11 protein-coding genes are annotated in these 17,169 nt (G+C 41.0%); all 11 read right to left on the bottom strand.

Going from position 1 to position 17,169, the window contains the following annotated elements:
• Positions 1-422 precede the first annotated feature (422 nt).
• Positions 423-1,607: an elongation factor Tu gene (gene tuf, locus ESZ39_RS00225; RefSeq protein WP_146877790.1), complete on the bottom strand. Its 1,185-nt coding sequence runs from the start codon at positions 1,605-1,607 to the stop codon at positions 423-425.
• 68 nt (positions 1,608-1,675) lie between these two features.
• On the bottom strand, positions 1,676-3,772 hold the full coding sequence (gene fusA, locus ESZ39_RS00230) for an elongation factor G (RefSeq protein WP_146877791.1): 2,097 nt from the start codon (positions 3,770-3,772) through the stop codon (positions 1,676-1,678).
• A gap of 140 nt (positions 3,773-3,912) precedes the next feature.
• Positions 3,913-4,386 (bottom strand): 30S ribosomal protein S7, encoded by a 474-nt coding sequence (gene rpsG, locus ESZ39_RS00235; RefSeq protein ID WP_146877792.1) that lies wholly within the window; start codon positions 4,384-4,386, stop codon positions 3,913-3,915.
• Between the two features lie 96 nt (positions 4,387-4,482).
• Positions 4,483-4,857 (bottom strand): 30S ribosomal protein S12, encoded by a 375-nt coding sequence (gene rpsL / locus ESZ39_RS00240; RefSeq protein WP_011045492.1) that lies wholly within the window; start codon positions 4,855-4,857, stop codon positions 4,483-4,485.
• A gap of 213 nt (positions 4,858-5,070) precedes the next feature.
• Positions 5,071-9,276: a DNA-directed RNA polymerase subunit beta' gene (gene rpoC / locus ESZ39_RS00245; protein WP_146877793.1), complete on the bottom strand. Its 4,206-nt coding sequence runs from the start codon at positions 9,274-9,276 to the stop codon at positions 5,071-5,073.
• A 105-nt stretch (positions 9,277-9,381) separates the two neighbouring features.
• Positions 9,382-13,410, bottom strand: a complete 4,029-nt coding sequence (rpoB, locus tag ESZ39_RS00250; RefSeq protein ID WP_146877794.1) for a DNA-directed RNA polymerase subunit beta — start codon at positions 13,408-13,410, stop codon at positions 9,382-9,384.
• 198 nt (positions 13,411-13,608) lie between these two features.
• Positions 13,609-13,971, bottom strand: coding sequence for a 50S ribosomal protein L7/L12 (rplL, locus tag ESZ39_RS00255; RefSeq protein ID WP_146877795.1), 363 nt, complete (start codon positions 13,969-13,971; stop codon positions 13,609-13,611).
• Between the two features lie 114 nt (positions 13,972-14,085).
• The gene (rplJ, locus tag ESZ39_RS00260; protein WP_146877796.1) at positions 14,086-14,580 is read right to left on the bottom strand and encodes a 50S ribosomal protein L10; all 495 of its coding nucleotides are present in this window, start codon (positions 14,578-14,580) and stop codon (positions 14,086-14,088) included.
• A 300-nt stretch (positions 14,581-14,880) separates the two neighbouring features.
• Positions 14,881-15,576 carry a 50S ribosomal protein L1 gene (rplA, locus tag ESZ39_RS00265; RefSeq protein ID WP_146877797.1) on the bottom strand — a complete coding sequence of 232 codons (696 nt, stop codon included), beginning with the start codon at positions 15,574-15,576 and terminating at the stop codon, positions 14,881-14,883.
• On the bottom strand, positions 15,577-16,008 hold the full coding sequence (gene rplK, locus ESZ39_RS00270; RefSeq protein WP_146877798.1) for a 50S ribosomal protein L11: 432 nt from the start codon (positions 16,006-16,008) through the stop codon (positions 15,577-15,579).
• A 582-nt stretch (positions 16,009-16,590) separates the two neighbouring features.
• The gene (nusG, locus tag ESZ39_RS00275; protein ID WP_146877799.1) at positions 16,591-17,169 is read right to left on the bottom strand and encodes a transcription termination/antitermination protein NusG; all 579 of its coding nucleotides are present in this window, start codon (positions 17,167-17,169) and stop codon (positions 16,591-16,593) included.

The following is a 17,169-nucleotide window of genomic DNA, read 5'->3' on the forward strand; positions in this document are numbered from 1 at the left end:
ATTAGTGGAGACTAAAATTAAGCGATAACTCGTTAAGGTAAAAACAGATACAACACCGGCATCTACTGGCCAATATCTGCTTAACTCTAGCTTCTAGTCCACAAAACAAAAAAGACGCCAAAGCGTCCTTTTAAGTATTAGTGGAGACTAAAACTAAGCGATAACTCGTTAAGGTAAAAGCAGATACAACACCCGCATCTATTAACCTACTTACACTTCACTAAAATAAGTCCACAAAACAAAAAAGACGCCGAAGCGTCCATTTAAGTATTAGTGGAGACTAAAACTAAGCGATAACTCGTTAAGATAAAAGCAGATACAACACCCGCATCTACTGGCCAATATCTGCTTAACTCTAACCTCTAGTCCACAAAACAAAAAAGACGCCGAAGCGTCTTTTTAAGTATTAGTGGAGACTAAAATTAAGCAATAATTTTAGATACAACACCAGCACCAACCGTACGACCACCTTCACGGATAGCGAAGCGTAGACCTTCGTCCATCGCAACTGGGTTGATTAGCTCAACAACAAACTTCAAGTTGTCGCCTGGCATAACCATTTCAACACCTTCAGGAAGCTCTACTGCACCAGTAATATCCGTTGTACGGAAGTAAAACTGTGGACGGTAGCCTTTAAAGAATGGCGTATGACGACCACCTTCATCTTTGCTTAGTACGTAAACTTCTGACTCAAACTTAGTATGAGGAGAAATTGAACCAGGCTTACATAGTACTTGACCACGTTCAACGTCTTCACGCTTAAGACCACGAAGAAGCACACCACAGTTCTCGCCAGCACGACCTTCGTCAAGCAATTTACGGAACATTTCAACACCAGTACAAGTCGATGTTTGTGTGTCACGAATACCGACAACTTCAACTGCATCGCCAATTTTAACAATACCGCGTTCAACACGACCTGTTACAACCGTACCACGACCTGAAATTGAGAATACATCTTCAATAGGCATAATGAATGCACCGTCGATTGCACGCTCTGGCTCTGGAATGTAGTTATCTAATGCATCAGCAAGTTCGATTACTTTCGCTTCCCATTTCTCGTCGCCTTGAAGAGCGCCAAGTGCTGAACCTTGAATTACCGGTAAATCATCACCTGGGAAGTCATATTCAGAAAGAAGTTCACGCACTTCCATTTCTACTAATTCTAATAATTCGTCATCATCAACAACATCACATTTGTTCATGAATACTATGATGAAAGGAACGCCAACTTGACGTGATAACAAGATGTGCTCACGTGTTTGTGGCATAGGACCATCTGTAGCAGCAACTACTAAGATAGCGCCATCCATTTGTGCAGCACCGGTGATCATGTTTTTGATGTAATCGGCGTGACCAGGACAATCTACGTGTGCATAGTGACGTGCAGCAGTATCATACTCAATGTGAGAAGTATTAATAGTAATACCACGTTCACGTTCTTCAGGAGCGTTATCGATTTGTGCGAAATCTTTAACTTCACCACCGTGAACTTTAGTTAATACTGCAGAGATAGCAGCTGTTAAAGTTGTTTTACCGTGATCGACGTGACCAATAGTACCAACGTTAACATGCGGTTTTAAACGTTCAAATTTTGCTTTAGCCATTTTTCAATTACCTTAAAGTTCATTAAAAGCCCGGCCAAAAGACCGAGCCAGACTTTCAAAAAGCCTTACTAAGATTCAATTATTTTGTCGGCAACAGCCTTTGGTGCTTCACTGTATTCGTGAAACTCCATTGAGTATGATGCGCGACCTTGAGTTGCACTACGTAACGCTGTAGCGTAACCAAACATTTCAGATAGTGGCACGAATGCATTCACTATCTTCGAACCAGCTGGACCTTCGTCCATGCCATCGATCATGCCACGGCGACGGTTTAAGTCACCAACAACATCACCCATGTTTGCGTCTGGCGTAATAACTTCAACTTTCATCATAGGCTCAAGAATTACCGGTGACGCTTTTAGCGCCCCTTGTCTAAAACCAATTGATGCAGCGACTTTAAACGCCATTTCGTTTGAGTCAACGTCATGAAAAGAGCCATCAAAAAGCGTAACTTTGATGTCTAGTAACGGGTATCCCGCTAACACACCACTGTCCATTTGCTCTCTACAGCCCTGTTCAATTGAGGGGATAAATTCTTTTGGAACACTACCACCAACAATTTCGTTAACAAACTCGAAGCCTTCACCTTTTGGCAAGGGCTCCATTTTCAACCAAACATGACCAAATTGACCACGACCACCTGATTGACGAACAAATTTACCTTCCACTTCAACTGCTGAACGAATAGTTTCGCGATAAGCCACTTGTGGATTACCGACATTACATTCAACGCCAAATTCACGTTTCATACGTTCAACTAAAATATCGAGGTGTAATTCCCCCATACCTGAGATGATGGTTTGACCCGTTTCCTCATCAGAGACGACTCTAAATGACGGATCTTCTGCGGCCAATTTACCTAACGCAATGCCCATTTTTTCTTGGGAAGCGACAGTTTTTGGCTCAACTGCTACAGAAATGACAGGATCAGGAAACTCCATTCGTTCGAGCGTTATCACATGATTTACATCACATAAAGTATCACCGGTAGTGACATCTTTGAGACCAATAGCCGCAGCTATATCACCCGCTCTTACTTCTTTAATTTCCTTACGGTCATTTGCATGCATTTGTACAATACGACCTAAACGCTCTTTTTTGCCTTTCACAGGATTGTATATACTGTCACCAGTTTTTACTACACCTGAGTATACGCGAAAGAACGTTAGCGTGCCGACAAATGGGTCAGTGGCGATTTTAAATGCTAAAGCAGCAAATGGTGCTTTATCATTAGCCTCACGATGACCTTCAGTTTCGTTTTTGTCATTATTAATACCTTTTATCGCTTCAACATCTGTTGGCGAAGGTAAAAATTCTACGACAGCATCAAGTACTGCTTGTACGCCTTTGTTTTTGAAAGCTGAGCCACAAGCACAAAGGACAATTTCATTGTTTAGCGTACGGGTACGTAGCGCAGATTTTATTTCTGCTTCGGATAAATCGCCTTCTTCAAGGTATTTATCCATTAGTTCTTCAGAGGCTTCTGCAGCTTCAGAGACTAGGTGTTCATGCCAATGTTCGGCTTGCTCTAGCATCTCTGCTGGGATGTCTTCATAAGTAAAAGTCATGCCCTGGTCACTTTCGTTCCAGTTAATGGCTTTCATCTTAATTAAGTCGACAACACCAGTAAAATCTTCTTCAGCGCCAATTGCTAATTGAATCGGCACTGCATTAGCTTTCAAGCGAGAATTAAGTTGCTCAACTACTAATAAGAAGTCTGCACCTGTGCGGTCCATCTTATTAACAAAAACTAAGCGTGGAACAGAGTATTTCTCCATCTGACGCCAAACCGTTTCTGTTTGTGGTTGAACGCCTGAAGATGCACATAATACTAATACCGCACCATCTAATACACGTAATGAACGTTCTACTTCAATTGTAAAATCTACGTGGCCAGGGGTGTCGATGATATTAATACGATGGTCTTCAAACTGGGCTTGCATGCCTTTCCAGAAACAAGTTGTTGCCGCAGAAGTTATGGTTATACCACGCTCTTGCTCTTGCTCCATCCAATCCATAGTGGCTGCGCCATCATGAACTTCGCCGATCTTATGTGAAAGACCAGTATAGAAAAGTACCCTTTCTGTTGTTGTCGTTTTACCGGCATCGACATGAGCACAAATACCAATATTTCGGTAGCGCTCAATAGGGGTTATACGTGCCACAATATCTTCCTCTTTCTGAGACTTTATCTCAGATTATAAAACTGTTGTGGTTATCACTTGATATCAATAATGATATTTGGTGATAACCACGGCATTACACTTGTTACTATGAATTAGCAATTTTTGCTAATTCATAGTGCCTACCAACGGTAGTGAGCGAATGCTTTGTTAGCTTCGGCCATACGGTGAACGTCTTCACGTTTCTTAACCGCTGAACCTTTGCTGTCAGACGCATCTAACATTTCGTTAGCTAGGCGCTGAGCCATTGATTTTTCACCACGTTTACGAGATGCTTCAACTAACCAACGCATGGCTAGTGCATTACGACGCACAGGACGAACTTCAACTGGAACTTGGTAAGTAGAACCACCAACACGACGAGACTTTACTTCCACTTGTGGGCGGATGTTGTCTAATGCTGTTTCGAATAACTCAAGGTGAGTTTTCTCAGTGTTTTTATCAGTTAAAATGTCTAATGCACCGTAAACAATTTTTTCTGCAGTAGATTTTTTGCCATCAACCATAAGGATGTTGATGAATTTTGCTAAAAGTTCGTTATGGAACTTAGGATCTGGCAATATCTTACGTTGCCCTACGACGCGTCTTCTTGGCATCTTAATTCTCCGTTGTTTTCAGGTATAACCCAAAATTTAATATTTTATTTGGCCTTACTTAACGCTTTCTATCTCTAATTAAAGAAATAAAATAGCTTAAGATTTAGGTCGTTTAGCACCGTATTTAGAACGGCCTTGTCTTCTGTCGCTTACACCTGAACAATCAAGTGCACCACGAACGGTGTGGTAACGCACACCTGGTAAATCTTTAACACGACCACCACGAATCAAGATAACACTATGCTCTTGTAAGTTATGACCTTCACCACCGATGTATGAAGTTACTTCGAAGCCGTTAGTTAAACGAACACGAGCTACTTTACGTAATGCTGAGTTAGGTTTTTTTGGTGTAGTTGTATACACACGAGTACATACGCCACGACGTTGTGGACAAGCTTGTAACGCTGGTACGTTACTTTTAGTTACTTGTCTTACACGTGGTTTACGTACTAATTGGTTAATAGTTGCCATTAAATAGCTCCCGATTAGTTAAATTTGTGTAAATTCCAATCAATGGGGAAATTTACACCCTTATAAACGTGAAAATCCGCGACCTCGTATTCAATACATAAAAGTAGGGAATACGGGGTCGCGGAATTCTATAGGTCAAGCTTTAACCTGTCAAGCTTTACTCGCAATAGACAGGTTAATCATCTGCTTTAACCGATTTATCAAAACTATTTACTAAGATGACAAATCTGCATTCAAAGCGTCCGTTAATGCTTGCGCTGCGTCGTCAGCTGATACAGTGACTTCTTCTACAGGAACGGCGTTTTTAGCACGCGCACGTTCTTGATGGTAAGAGTAACCTGTACCTGCTGGGATTAAGCGACCAACAATAACATTCTCTTTCAAGCCACGAAGTTTATCTTTCTTGCCAGCTACCGCTGCTTCAGTCAGTACACGTGTCGTTTCTTGGAAAGAGGCTGCCGAGATGAATGACTCAGTGGCTAATGATGCTTTAGTAATACCCATCATTTGCATTTCGTATTCAGCCGGTTGCTTACCTGCAGCTTCTAATTCACGATTAGAGATATTGACACGAGCAACTTCCAGGATTTCGCCTTTAAGGAAGGTACTATCACCAGCATCTAGGATCTCACACTTGCGGATCATTTGACGGACAATGACTTCAATGTGCTTATCGTTAATCTTAACACCTTGTAAACGATATACTTCTTGTACTTCGTTGACAATATAGTTAGCTACTGGTGCCACACCACGTAAACGTAAAATATCATGTGGAGATTCTGGACCATCGGCAATAACTTCACCTTTAAGTACAGATTCACCTTCAAAGACGTTTAACTGACGCATTTTAGGGATCATCTCTTCGTATACTTCACCACTGGGTTGAGTGATTAATAAACGTACTTTACCTTTCGTTTCTTTACCGAAAGCGATAATACCTGTTTTCTCAGCTAATATAGCGGGAAGTTTTGGCTTACGCGCTTCAAATAAATCAGCTACACGTGGTAAACCACCGGTAATATCACGCGTTTTTGACGACGCTTGAGGAATACGCGCTAACGCATCACCAATACCAACTTCTACACCATCTTCTAGGTTAATAATCGCGTTACCCGGTAAGAAGTACTGTGCTGGAATTTCAGTGCCAGCAATCATCACATCATTACCTTTAGCATCAATCAATTTAACCGCTGGGCGCATTTCTTTACCTGCAGTATTACGTTGACCAACATCTGTAACTACAATGCTTGATAAACCGGTAAGATCATCAGTTTGACGAACCATAGTTACGCCATCAATAAGCTCAACGAATCGAATCTTACCAGCAACCTCTGTGATAATAGGATGCGTATGCGGATCCCAGTTAGCAATGATATCGCCTGAATTTAGTACTTCGCCATCTTTCTTATTAAGAATGGTACCGTAAGGTACTTTATAACGCTCTTTCTCACGACCAAGCTCATCAATTACTGTTAGCTCAGATGAACGTGAAGTGATCACTAAGTGATCTTCAGAGTTAGTTACAAATTTAGCGTTTTGTAATTTCAGCGTACCTGTGTTCTTAACTTGTACATTGTTCTCTGCTGATGCACGAGATGCCGCACCACCAATGTGGAACGTACGCATAGTTAACTGAGTACCAGGTTCACCGATAGATTGTGCTGCCACAACGCCAATCGCTTCACCTTGGTTGATCATATGACCACGAGCCAAATCACGACCATAACAATGAGCACAAATACCAAAATCGGTTTTACAAGTAATAATTGAACGTACTTTCATTTGATCAATTGAATTTTCTTCAATGAAATCACATAAAGCTTCGTCAATTAAAGTATTACGAGGAAGTAAAACTTCATTCGTACCCGGTCTAACCACATCTTCAGCTACAACACGACCCAACACACGTTCACGTAACGGTTCAACAACATCGCCACCTTCAATTAATGGCGTCATTTGTAGGCCGTCTAGTGTGCCACAATCATGTTCGGTAACCACTAAATCTTGTGCAACATCAACTAAACGACGAGTTAAGTAACCGGAGTTAGCTGTTTTCAATGCCGTATCAGCCAAACCTTTACGCGCACCATGAGTAGAGATGAAGTATTGTAATACGTTCAAACCTTCACGGAAGTTAGCGGTGATTGGTGTTTCGATGATTGAACCATCTGGCTTAGCCATCAAACCACGCATACCAGCTAGCTGACGTATCTGAGCAGCACTACCACGAGCACCTGAATCGGCCATCATGTAAATTGAGTTAAAAGAGTCTTGCTCTTCTGGCTCGCCGTCACGGTTAATAACAGTTTCTTTTGATAAGTTGTCCATCATCGCTTTTGAGATTTTCTCGTTGGCAGATGACCATATATCAATAACTTTGTTGTATTTTTCACCCTGAGTTACAAGACCTTGCTCGAACTGAGTTTGAATTTCTTTAACTTCTTCTTCTGAATCTTCGATGATGGTGTATTTCGCCGCTGGAATAACCATATCGTCGATACCCACTGAAGCACCCGCGATCATCGCGTAATGGAAACCTGTGTACATAATTTGATCAGCAAAGATAACAGTATCTTTAAGACCTAAGTTACGGTACGCATGGTTAATCAGTTTTGAAATTGGCTTTTTACCTAGTGGCTGATCGATAAGATCATAAGGCATGCCGTCTGGACATACTTGCCATAAGATTGCACGGCCAACTGTAGTATCGCGTAGCGTAGTTACCGGTTCAAAAACACCATCGCTGTTACGTACATGCTCAGTAATACGAATTTTCACTCGGGCATGAAGTTCAGCAAAGCCTGTACGATAGGCTTTTTCAGCTTCTTTAATGTCGGTAAAAACCATACCTTCACCTAAACCATTGACACGATCGCGTGTTAGGTAATATAAACCTAATACAACATCCTGTGATGGTACGATGATAGGGTCACCGTTCGCTGGAGAAAGTACGTTATTCGTTGACATCATCAACGTACGTGCTTCCATTTGTGCTTCGATGGTCAACGGTACGTGTACCGCCATTTGGTCACCATCGAAATCGGCGTTATAGGCCGCACAAACCAACGGGTGTAAATGAATCGCTTTACCTTCAATTAGTACCGGTTCAAACGCTTGGATACCCAATCTATGTAGTGTGGGTGCACGGTTAAGCATAACCGGGTGTTCACGAATAACTTCGTCTAACACATCCCAAACTTCAGCGCCTTCACGCTCTACCAGTTTCTTAGCCGCTTTAATTGTAGTGGCTAAACCACGCGCTTCTAATTTACCGTAGATAAATGGTTTGAATAACTCTAATGCCATTTTCTTAGGTAGACCACATTGATGCAAACGCAGTGTTGGACCAACGGTAATTACAGAACGACCAGAGTAATCAACACGTTTACCCAATAGATTCTGACGGAAACGACCCTGCTTACCTTTGATCATATCGGCAAGTGATTTAAGCGGACGTTTGTTAGAACCGGTAATAGCACGACCACGACGACCGTTATCTAGCAAAGCATCAACAGATTCTTGCAACATACGCTTTTCGTTACGTACAATGATATCTGGTGCTACTAAATCAAGCAGACGTTTTAAACGGTTATTACGGTTAATAACACGACGGTATAAATCGTTTAAATCTGAAGTAGCAAAACGACCACCATCCAATGGTACCAACGGACGTAAATCTGGTGGCAAAATTGGCAAAACGTTCATGATCATCCACTCAGGTTTATTACCTGATGCCGCGAATGCTTCCATTAACTTTAAACGTTTAGTGATTTTCTTACGTTTTGTTTCAGAGCCAATTTCAGGTAATTCTTCACGCATTTGCGCTACTTCACCGTCAAGGTCAATCTGTTGCAATAACGCAAGTACTGCTTCAGCACCCATTAGCGCGTCAAATTCGTCACCGTGCTCTTCTAACGCATCAAGATATTCTTCTTCGGTTAGAATTTGGCTTTTTTCTAATGTTGTCATACCAGGTTCGGTAACAACGTAAGATTCAAAATAAAGCACACGTTCAATATCACGTAACGTCATGTCTAATAATAGACCAATACGAGATGGTAATGACTTTAAGAACCAAATATGGGCAACTGGACTTGCTAGCTCGATATGACCCATGCGGTCACGACGAACTTTAGTCAATGTAACTTCAACGCCACATTTTTCACAAATTACACCACGGTGCTTAAGGCGTTTGTATTTGCCACAAAGACATTCGTAGTCTTTAACTGGGCCAAAAATACGCGCACAGAACAAACCATCACGTTCCGGCTTAAAAGTACGATAGTTAATCGTCTCAGGTTTCTTTACTTCACCAAATGACCATGAACGAATCATGTCAGGTGAAGCTAGTCCGATGCGAATACCATCGAACTCTTCTGTTTGATTTTGTTGCTTAAGAAACTTAAGTAAATCTTTCACACACTCTCTCCTGTCGGAGTTAAATACCGGAGAGAACAGTTATCTGTTCTCTCCCTGTACTGACTTCAGCTGGTGCTAAAAGTCAGCAATGTAGCTTGAGGTAGCTTAATCCTGATCTAATTCGATGTTGATACCCAACGAACGAATTTCTTTCAACAATACGTTGAATGATTCAGGGATACCCGGCTCCATGCGATGATCACCGTCAACTAAGTTTTTATACATCTTAGTACGACCGTTAACATCATCAGATTTAACCGTTAACATTTCTTGCAAGGTGTAAGCAGCACCGTATGCTTCAAGTGCCCATACTTCCATCTCACCAAAACGCTGACCACCAAACTGTGCTTTACCACCTAGAGGCTGTTGCGTTACTAGCGAGTATGAACCCGTAGAACGTGCATGCATTTTGTCATCAACTAAATGGTTTAGTTTTAACATATACATGTAACCAACCGTCACAGGACGCTCAAAGTTACGACCAGTACGGCCATCCGTCAAGGTAAATTGACCACTTTCAGGCATATCGGCAAGCTTAAATAAGTCTTTAATTTCTCTCTCGCTGGCACCATCAAATACTGGTGTAGCAATAGGAAGACCTGCTCGTAAGTTACCCGCTAAGCGCATAATCTCGTCGTCTGAGAATGAATCAATATCGACTTCTTGGCGAGATTCACCTAGGTTGTAAACTTCTTTTAAGAATTCACGTAATTTATGAATTTCTAATTGAGCTTCCAACATACGGTTAATTTTCTCACCAATACCACGTGCTGCCATACCTAGATGCGTTTCTAGGATCTGACCAATGTTCATTCGTGATGGTACACCCAATGGGTTAAGTACCACATCAACAGGAACACCGTATTGATCGTAAGGCATGTCTTCAACAGGTACTACGTTTGAAATAACACCCTTGTTACCATGACGTCCGGCCATTTTATCACCTGGCTGGATACGACGCTTAACCGCTAAGTACACTTTAATAATTTTCAACACGCCTGGTGCTAAATCAGCACCTTGAGTGATTTTACGACGTTTAACTTCATACTTTTTATCAAAGTCTGCTTTAATGTTGTCGTATTGTTCAGCGATTTGTTCAAGCTCAGACTGTTGACCTTCATCAGCCAAGTTTTGAACTAACCACTTATCACGAGACATGCTGTTAAGATCAGATTCATTTAACCCTGAGCCTAACAATAATTTTTTCGCACGTGCATAGATGCCATCTTCTAAAATACTAAACTCATCACCCAAGTCTTTCTTAACTTGTTTAAGTTGCATTTCTTCGATTTCAACGGCACGAGCATCTTTGTCAACACCGTCACGGGTGAAGATTTGTACATCGATGATGGTACCAGACACTGAGTTAGGTACGCGCAAAGAGCTGTCTTTAACATCAGCTGCTTTTTCACCAAAAATAGCACGTAATAATTTTTCTTCTGGTGTTAACTGTGTTTCACCTTTAGGAGTAACTTTACCCACTAAGATGTCGCCACCATTAACTTCAGCGCCAATGTAAACAACACCCGCTTCATCTAATTTAGATAATGCAGATTCGCCAACGTTTGGAATATCAGCGGTAATTTCTTCGCTACCAAGCTTAGTATCACGAGCGATACACGTTAGCTCTTGAATGTGGATCGTAGTGAAACGATCTTCAGTAGCTACACGCTCAGATAACAACATTGAATCTTCAAAGTTGTAACCATTCCACGGCATAAACGCAATACGCATGTTTTGGCCAAGTGCCAATTCACCCATATCGGTTGAAGGACCATCAGCTAATACATCGCCACGCACTACCGGTTCAGTCATACGACACAATGGACGCTGGTTGATACAGGTGTTTTGGTTTGAACGGGTGTATTTAGTTAAGTTGTAAATATCAATACCCGCTTCACCAGCGTGCATTTCATCTTCATTAACTTTAACCACAATACGTGAAGCATCAACGTAGGCAACAACACCGCCACGTTTTGCCACAACAGTTACACCAGAGTCAACAGCAACAATTTTCTCCATACCCGTACCAACAAGAGGTTTATCCACTCTTAATGTTGGTACCGCTTGACGTTGCATGTTAGAACCCATCAAAGCTCTGTTAGCATCATCGTGCTCTAGGAATGGAATAAGTGACGCAGCAACAGAAACGATTTGTTGTGGAGAAACATCCATATACTGAACTTGTTCAGCAGACATCAAAGTAAATTCGTTCTTATGACGACAAGCCACTAAACCAGCAATTAATTTGCCTTCAGCATCCACTTTAGCTGTGGTTTGTGCAATAACAAAGTTACCTTCTTCAATAGCAGAAAGGTAATCGATGTCGTCAGTGATTAAACCATCAACAATCTTACGGTAAGGTGTTTCCAAGAAACCGAAATCGTTAGTACGTGCATAACACGATAACGAGTTGATCAAACCAATGTTTGGACCTTCCGGTGTTTCAATTGGACAAACACGACCATAGTGAGTTGGATGTACATCACGAACTTCAAAACCGGCACGTTCACGGGTCAAACCACCTGGCCCTAAAGCAGAAATACGACGCTTATGTGTCACTTCTGATAATGGGTTGTTTTGATCCATAAATTGTGACAATTGTGATGAACCAAAGAATTCTTTAACGGCAGCAGAAATCGGCTTAGCGTTAATTAAATCTTGTGGCATGATCGCATCTAAGTCGCCAAGACTTAAACGCTCACGAACAGCACGTTCAACACGTACTAAACCAACACGGAATTGGTTTTCTGCCATTTCACCAACAGAGCGAATACGACGGTTACCTAAGTGATCAATATCATCAACTTCACCTTTACCGTCACGTATGCCGATTAAGGTTTTCATTACAGAAATGATATCTTCTTTAGACAACACACCGGTACCAATATCATCTGCATTGCCAACACGACGGTTGAACTTCATACGACCTACTGTTGATAGGTCATAACGCTCTAATGCAAAAAATAGGTTGTTAAATAGTGTATCTGCTGCGTCTTTTGTTGGCGGCTCGCCTGGACGCATCATACGATAAATTTCAACTAACGCTTCTAAGCGGTTGGTTGAATTGTCAACACGCAAGGTGTCTGACATATATGAACCAACATCAAATTCGTTCATATATAAAGTAGAAAGTACTTTATGCCCAGCTTGACTTAGCTCGGCTAACATTTCTAGTGTGATCTCAGCGTTTGCTTCAGCAATCACTTCACCGGTAGATTTGTCAATATAAGCTTTAGACAATACTTTGCCGACGATATATTCAGCAGGTACTTCTAGTTTTTCAAGCTTAGCTTTTTCTAACGACCTAATATGACGAGCGGTAATGCGACGACCTTGCTCAACTAAAACATCACCTTTAGGTAATGTGATATCGAAAGTAGCCGTTTCACCACGTAAGCGTTCTGGAATTAAATCCATTACTAGCTTATCGCCTTTAATAGTAAAGTCTGTTGTATCGTAGAAGATAGCTAGAATTTCTTCTGTTGAGTACTCTAAAGCACGCAAAATGATCGACGCAGGTAATTTACGACGACGGTCAATACGAACAAACAAGTTATCTTTTGGATCAAATTCGAAATCTAACCATGAACCACGGTAAGGAATAACACGAGCGTTATATAACACTTTACCTGATGAATGCGTTTTTCCTTTATCGTGATCGAAAAACACACCTGGAGAACGGTGTAATTGTGAAACAATAACACGCTCTGTACCATTGATGACAAACGTACCGTTGTCAGTCATTAATGGTATTTCACCCATGTATACTTCTTGTTCTTTGATATCTTTTACTGTGCCTGCCGCCGCTTCTTTATCATAAACGACTAAACGTAATTTAACGCGTAATGGCGCAGAGTAGGTGATACCGCGAATTTGACATTCTTTAACGTCAAATAACGGCTCGCCCAAACGATAGCTTACAAATTGTAATTCTGAGCTACCAGAATAAGCTTTAATTGGAAAAATAGAATGAAATGCAGCCTCTAGGCCTGTTTCACCTGTTGGATCAATATCAATAAACTTACGGAAAGATTCGAGTTGGATTGATAACAAGAATGGATAATCCATTACTTGAACACTTTTACCAAAGTCCTTACGAATACGTTTCTTTTCAGAGTAAGAGTAAACCATGGGGTTCCTCAGCTTGCTGGTTATGGCCGAATCTGTCTTAAAAAAGACAGGATATAGCAGTGATACTTTTTTTATCAAGCATCAAATAATGCACTGTTTTGGTTTAAAAAAAAACCACTTTCTTTAGCGCAAAAAGGCCGGTGACGTTTAAATCACCAGCCATTGCCTTTTCAGGCAAATAATCTGTTTAAAAACAGACTATTTGATCTCAACAGAAGCACCTGCTTCTTCGAGAGTTTTCTTAAGCGCTTCAGCTTCAGCTTTATCAACGCCTTCTTTAATTGCTTTTGGAGCTGATTCAACTAAATCTTTAGCTTCTTTTAAGCCAAGACCTGTAGCGCCACGAACTGCTTTGATTACAGCAACTTTCTTCTCGCCGAAGCTAGTCATTACTACATCAAATTCAGTTTGTTCTTCAACAGCTTCAGCAGGTCCAGCAGCGGCAACAGCAGCTGATGCAGATACGCCAAATTTTTCTTCCATTGCTTCAATAAGTGCAACAACGTCCATTACTGACATTTCAGCAACTGCGTTTAGGATATCGTCTTTAGAAATAGACATTTTAAATTTCCTGTTTTTTAATAAACAGCCTTTGGCTGTTTGAAATAACTATAAATACAAAAAGTGCGAATTGTGCTCTGCATATGTTTAAGTAATAGCAGAGGTAAACAATTATTAAGCCGCTTCTTGTTCTTTCTGTTCGCGTACTGCAGCAATCGTGCGGACTAATTTGCCTGCAGATGCTTCTTTCATTGCGCTCATTAAACGGGCAATTGCTTCGTCGTAAGTTGGTAGCTTAGCTAACATGTTTACGTCTACTGCATTACCTTCAAATGCGGCTGCTTTTAATTCAAACGATGGATTTTTCTTCGCAAAGTCTGTAAATAAACGCGCTGCTGCACCTGGATGCTCGTTTGAGAATGCAATTAACGATGGACCAACTAATGTGTCAGCAACACATTCAAAGTCAGTACCTTGTAAAGCACGACGTGCTAACGTGTTACGGATAACTTTCATCCATACACCGTTAATACGCGCTTCTTTACGTAAAGTCGTTATTGCTTCAACTGCAACACCGCGAGAATCCGCGATTACAGCTGATTGAGCGCCATTAGCAGCTTCTTGAACTTCAGCAACAATTGCTTTTTTGTCATCAAGATTGATAGCCATTGGCTTTACTCCTGGTTCACCGGCAATAAGAAACCGGTATTTACTATCCCTAAGTAAACTAATGTTTACCTAGGCCGTTACGGCGAGGACCAGAATTAGGAAATACTGGGTAATCACCATCTACGTAGGAAAATTAAGCTTTTAACGAAGAATCGTTTTGGCACCTACGGTCTTTGACGGGGTTGTCTAAAGCAAATTAATGCTTATTTAGTAGACAACACCTACCAAAATTTAAGGGGCGAAATTATAGTCTACAACTTCGCCCTTGTAAAGTGTCGATAATCAACACCTCACAGAAAATTACTGCGTCAAGCTAGCTTGGTTAACGGCAACGCCGGCACCCATAGTCGTTGAAACAGAAATCTTCTTAATGTACTGGCCTTTAGCATTAGCTGGTTTTGCTTTTTTAAGCGCTTCCAATAATGACTCAAGGTTTTCCTGCAATTTAGCATCGTCGAAATCAGCCTTACCAATCGTAGTATGGATGATACCGTTTTTGTCATTGCGGTAGCGGACTTGACCCGCTTTTGCGTTGTTTATAGCAGTAACAACGTCAGGTGTAACTGTGCCAACTTTCGGGTTAGGCATTAGACCACGTGGACCTAAAATCTGACCTAATTGACCAACAACACGCATAGCATCTGGTGAAGCAATTACAACGTCAAAGTCCATTTGACCGGCTTTAACTTGCTCGGCTAAATCTTCCATACCTACGATGTCAGCACCGGCTTCTCTCGCTTTATCAGCGTTAGCGCCTTGCGTAAATACAGCAACACGAACATCACGGCCTGTACCATTTGGTAATACCGTTGCGCCACGTACGTTTTGATCTGATTTACGAGCATCAATGCCAAGGTTAACGGCAACATCTACGCTTTCACGAAATTTAGCAGTAGCCAATTCTTTTAACAAAGAAAGTGCTTCAGTGATGTCATATTCTTTTAATACGTCTACTTTTTCACGGATAAGACGAGTACGTTTTGATAATTTAGTCATTTATTCGTCTCCTACCACTAAGCCCATTGAACGAGCAGAACCCGCAATAGTACGTACTGCCGCTTCTAAAGAACTCGCCGTAAGGTCAGCTTCTTTAATCTTAACAATTTCTTCAAGTTGAGCTGTAGTAACAGTACCAACTTTATCAGTGTTAGGACGACCTGAACCACTCTTAAGACCAGCAGCTTTCAAAAGTAAGTAAGCAGCAGGTGGAGTTTTTGTTTCAAATGTGAAAGAACGATCAGCATAAACAGTAATAACTACTGGTACTGGAGCGCCTTTTTCCAAAGAATCTGTTTTTGCGTTAAACGCTTTACAAAATTCCATGATGTTAACACCGTGTTGACCTAGTGCAGGACCAACTGGCGGTGACGGGTTTGCTGCGCCAGCAGCAACTTGTAGCTTGATTAAAGCTGTGACTTTTTTAGCCATGGTTTTAATACCTTTAGTATGGGTTCAAACGCTAATAATTAGAATCAGCTCCCCGTTAACAAAAAATCGATTTTCTCTTCATCAGATAAAATCGGCAGCGGATTATATATTATTCAAAGGGGGTAGTGCAAGACATCATGCTTAATTTGTATAAAAAAAGAGCGACAAACGTAATCAGTAAGCAAACGGAGGATCTACTCATTGTTTTCTCATCAGCTCCTGCTTATAAAAACATAATAAAATTATTCAAAGGAAAAAAAGCAGGTCGACTTTAACAAAGCAGTAGATCAAGAAACGTTATAATTGTTAAGTCTCTATTCATGCCCTGCCCATTACTTTATTCCTATAAAAAATAATAAAATAATTTACAGGGAGAAAAGAAGGAGGAATACAGGAGAAGCAATAGATCAAAAGTCTTTAGATTTGTAAATATCGACTCATTCCTTTCTCATTGTTTCCTTCCTGTAAAAATCAATAAAATAATTCACCGGAAGAAAAGCAGGAGGACTACAGGAGAAGCAATAGATCAGAGGATATAAAAAAGCCAGAGTAGAACTCTGGCTTTTTAGGGAATATGTAATGCTAGCCTTTTTCGACTTGCCCAAATTCCAAATCAACAGGTGTTGAACGACCAAAAATAAGCACCGATACTTTAATGCGATTTTTCTCGTAATCAAGCTCTTCAACAACACCGTTAAAGTCAGCAAATGGACCGTCAATAACGCGTACCACTTCGCCTGGTTCAAACAATGTTTTAGGTTTAGGTTTGTCAGTGTCTTCAAGGCGCTGTAAAATTCGATCCGCCTCTTTTTGTGAAATGGGTGCAGGTCTTTCTTTAGTACCACCAATAAAACCTAAAACACGTGGCACACTTTTAACTAAATGCCATGATTCATCGTCTAATTCCATATGAACCAAAACATAGCCTGGAAAGAATTTACGTGAACTTTTACGTTTTTGCCCAGCACGCATCTCAATGACTTCTTCAGTCGGCACAAGTATATCACCAAACTTTTCTTCTAAGCCATGAATGCCAATATGCTCAACTAGTGTTTTTTGTACACGACCTTCATAACCAGAGAACGCTTGGACTACATACCAACGTAATTTAGGATTGTTATTTTTTTCAGGCGTATCTGTAATTGTAATTTCTTCAGTCAT

This window comes from Colwellia sp. C1TZA3 (assembly GCF_007954265.1).
Classification (GTDB): Bacteria; Pseudomonadota; Gammaproteobacteria; order Enterobacterales; family Alteromonadaceae; genus Cognaticolwellia.

What these genes read in the sequence shown, in the direction of transcription:
- tuf (WP_146877790.1), bottom strand. Translation starts at nt 1,607, where the DNA reads ATGGCTAAAGCAAAATTTGAACGTTTAAAACCGCATGTTAACGTTGGT.
- rpsG (WP_146877792.1), bottom strand. Translation starts at nt 4,386, where the DNA reads ATGCCAAGAAGACGCGTCGTAGGGCAACGTAAGATATTGCCAGATCCT.
- rpsL (WP_011045492.1), bottom strand. Translation starts at nt 4,857, where the DNA reads ATGGCAACTATTAACCAATTAGTACGTAAACCACGTGTAAGACAAGTA.
- rpoB (WP_146877794.1), bottom strand. Translation starts at nt 13,410, where the DNA reads ATGGTTTACTCTTACTCTGAAAAGAAACGTATTCGTAAGGACTTTGGT.
- rplL (WP_146877795.1), bottom strand. Translation starts at nt 13,971, where the DNA reads ATGTCTATTTCTAAAGACGATATCCTAAACGCAGTTGCTGAAATGTCA.
- rplJ (WP_146877796.1), bottom strand. Translation starts at nt 14,580, where the DNA reads ATGGCTATCAATCTTGATGACAAAAAAGCAATTGTTGCTGAAGTTCAA.
- rplA (WP_146877797.1), bottom strand. Translation starts at nt 15,576, where the DNA reads ATGACTAAATTATCAAAACGTACTCGTCTTATCCGTGAAAAAGTAGAC.
- rplK (WP_146877798.1), bottom strand. Translation starts at nt 16,008, where the DNA reads ATGGCTAAAAAAGTCACAGCTTTAATCAAGCTACAAGTTGCTGCTGGC.
- nusG (WP_146877799.1), bottom strand. Translation starts at nt 17,169, where the DNA reads ATGACTGAAGAAATTACAATTACAGATACGCCTGAAAAAAATAACAAT.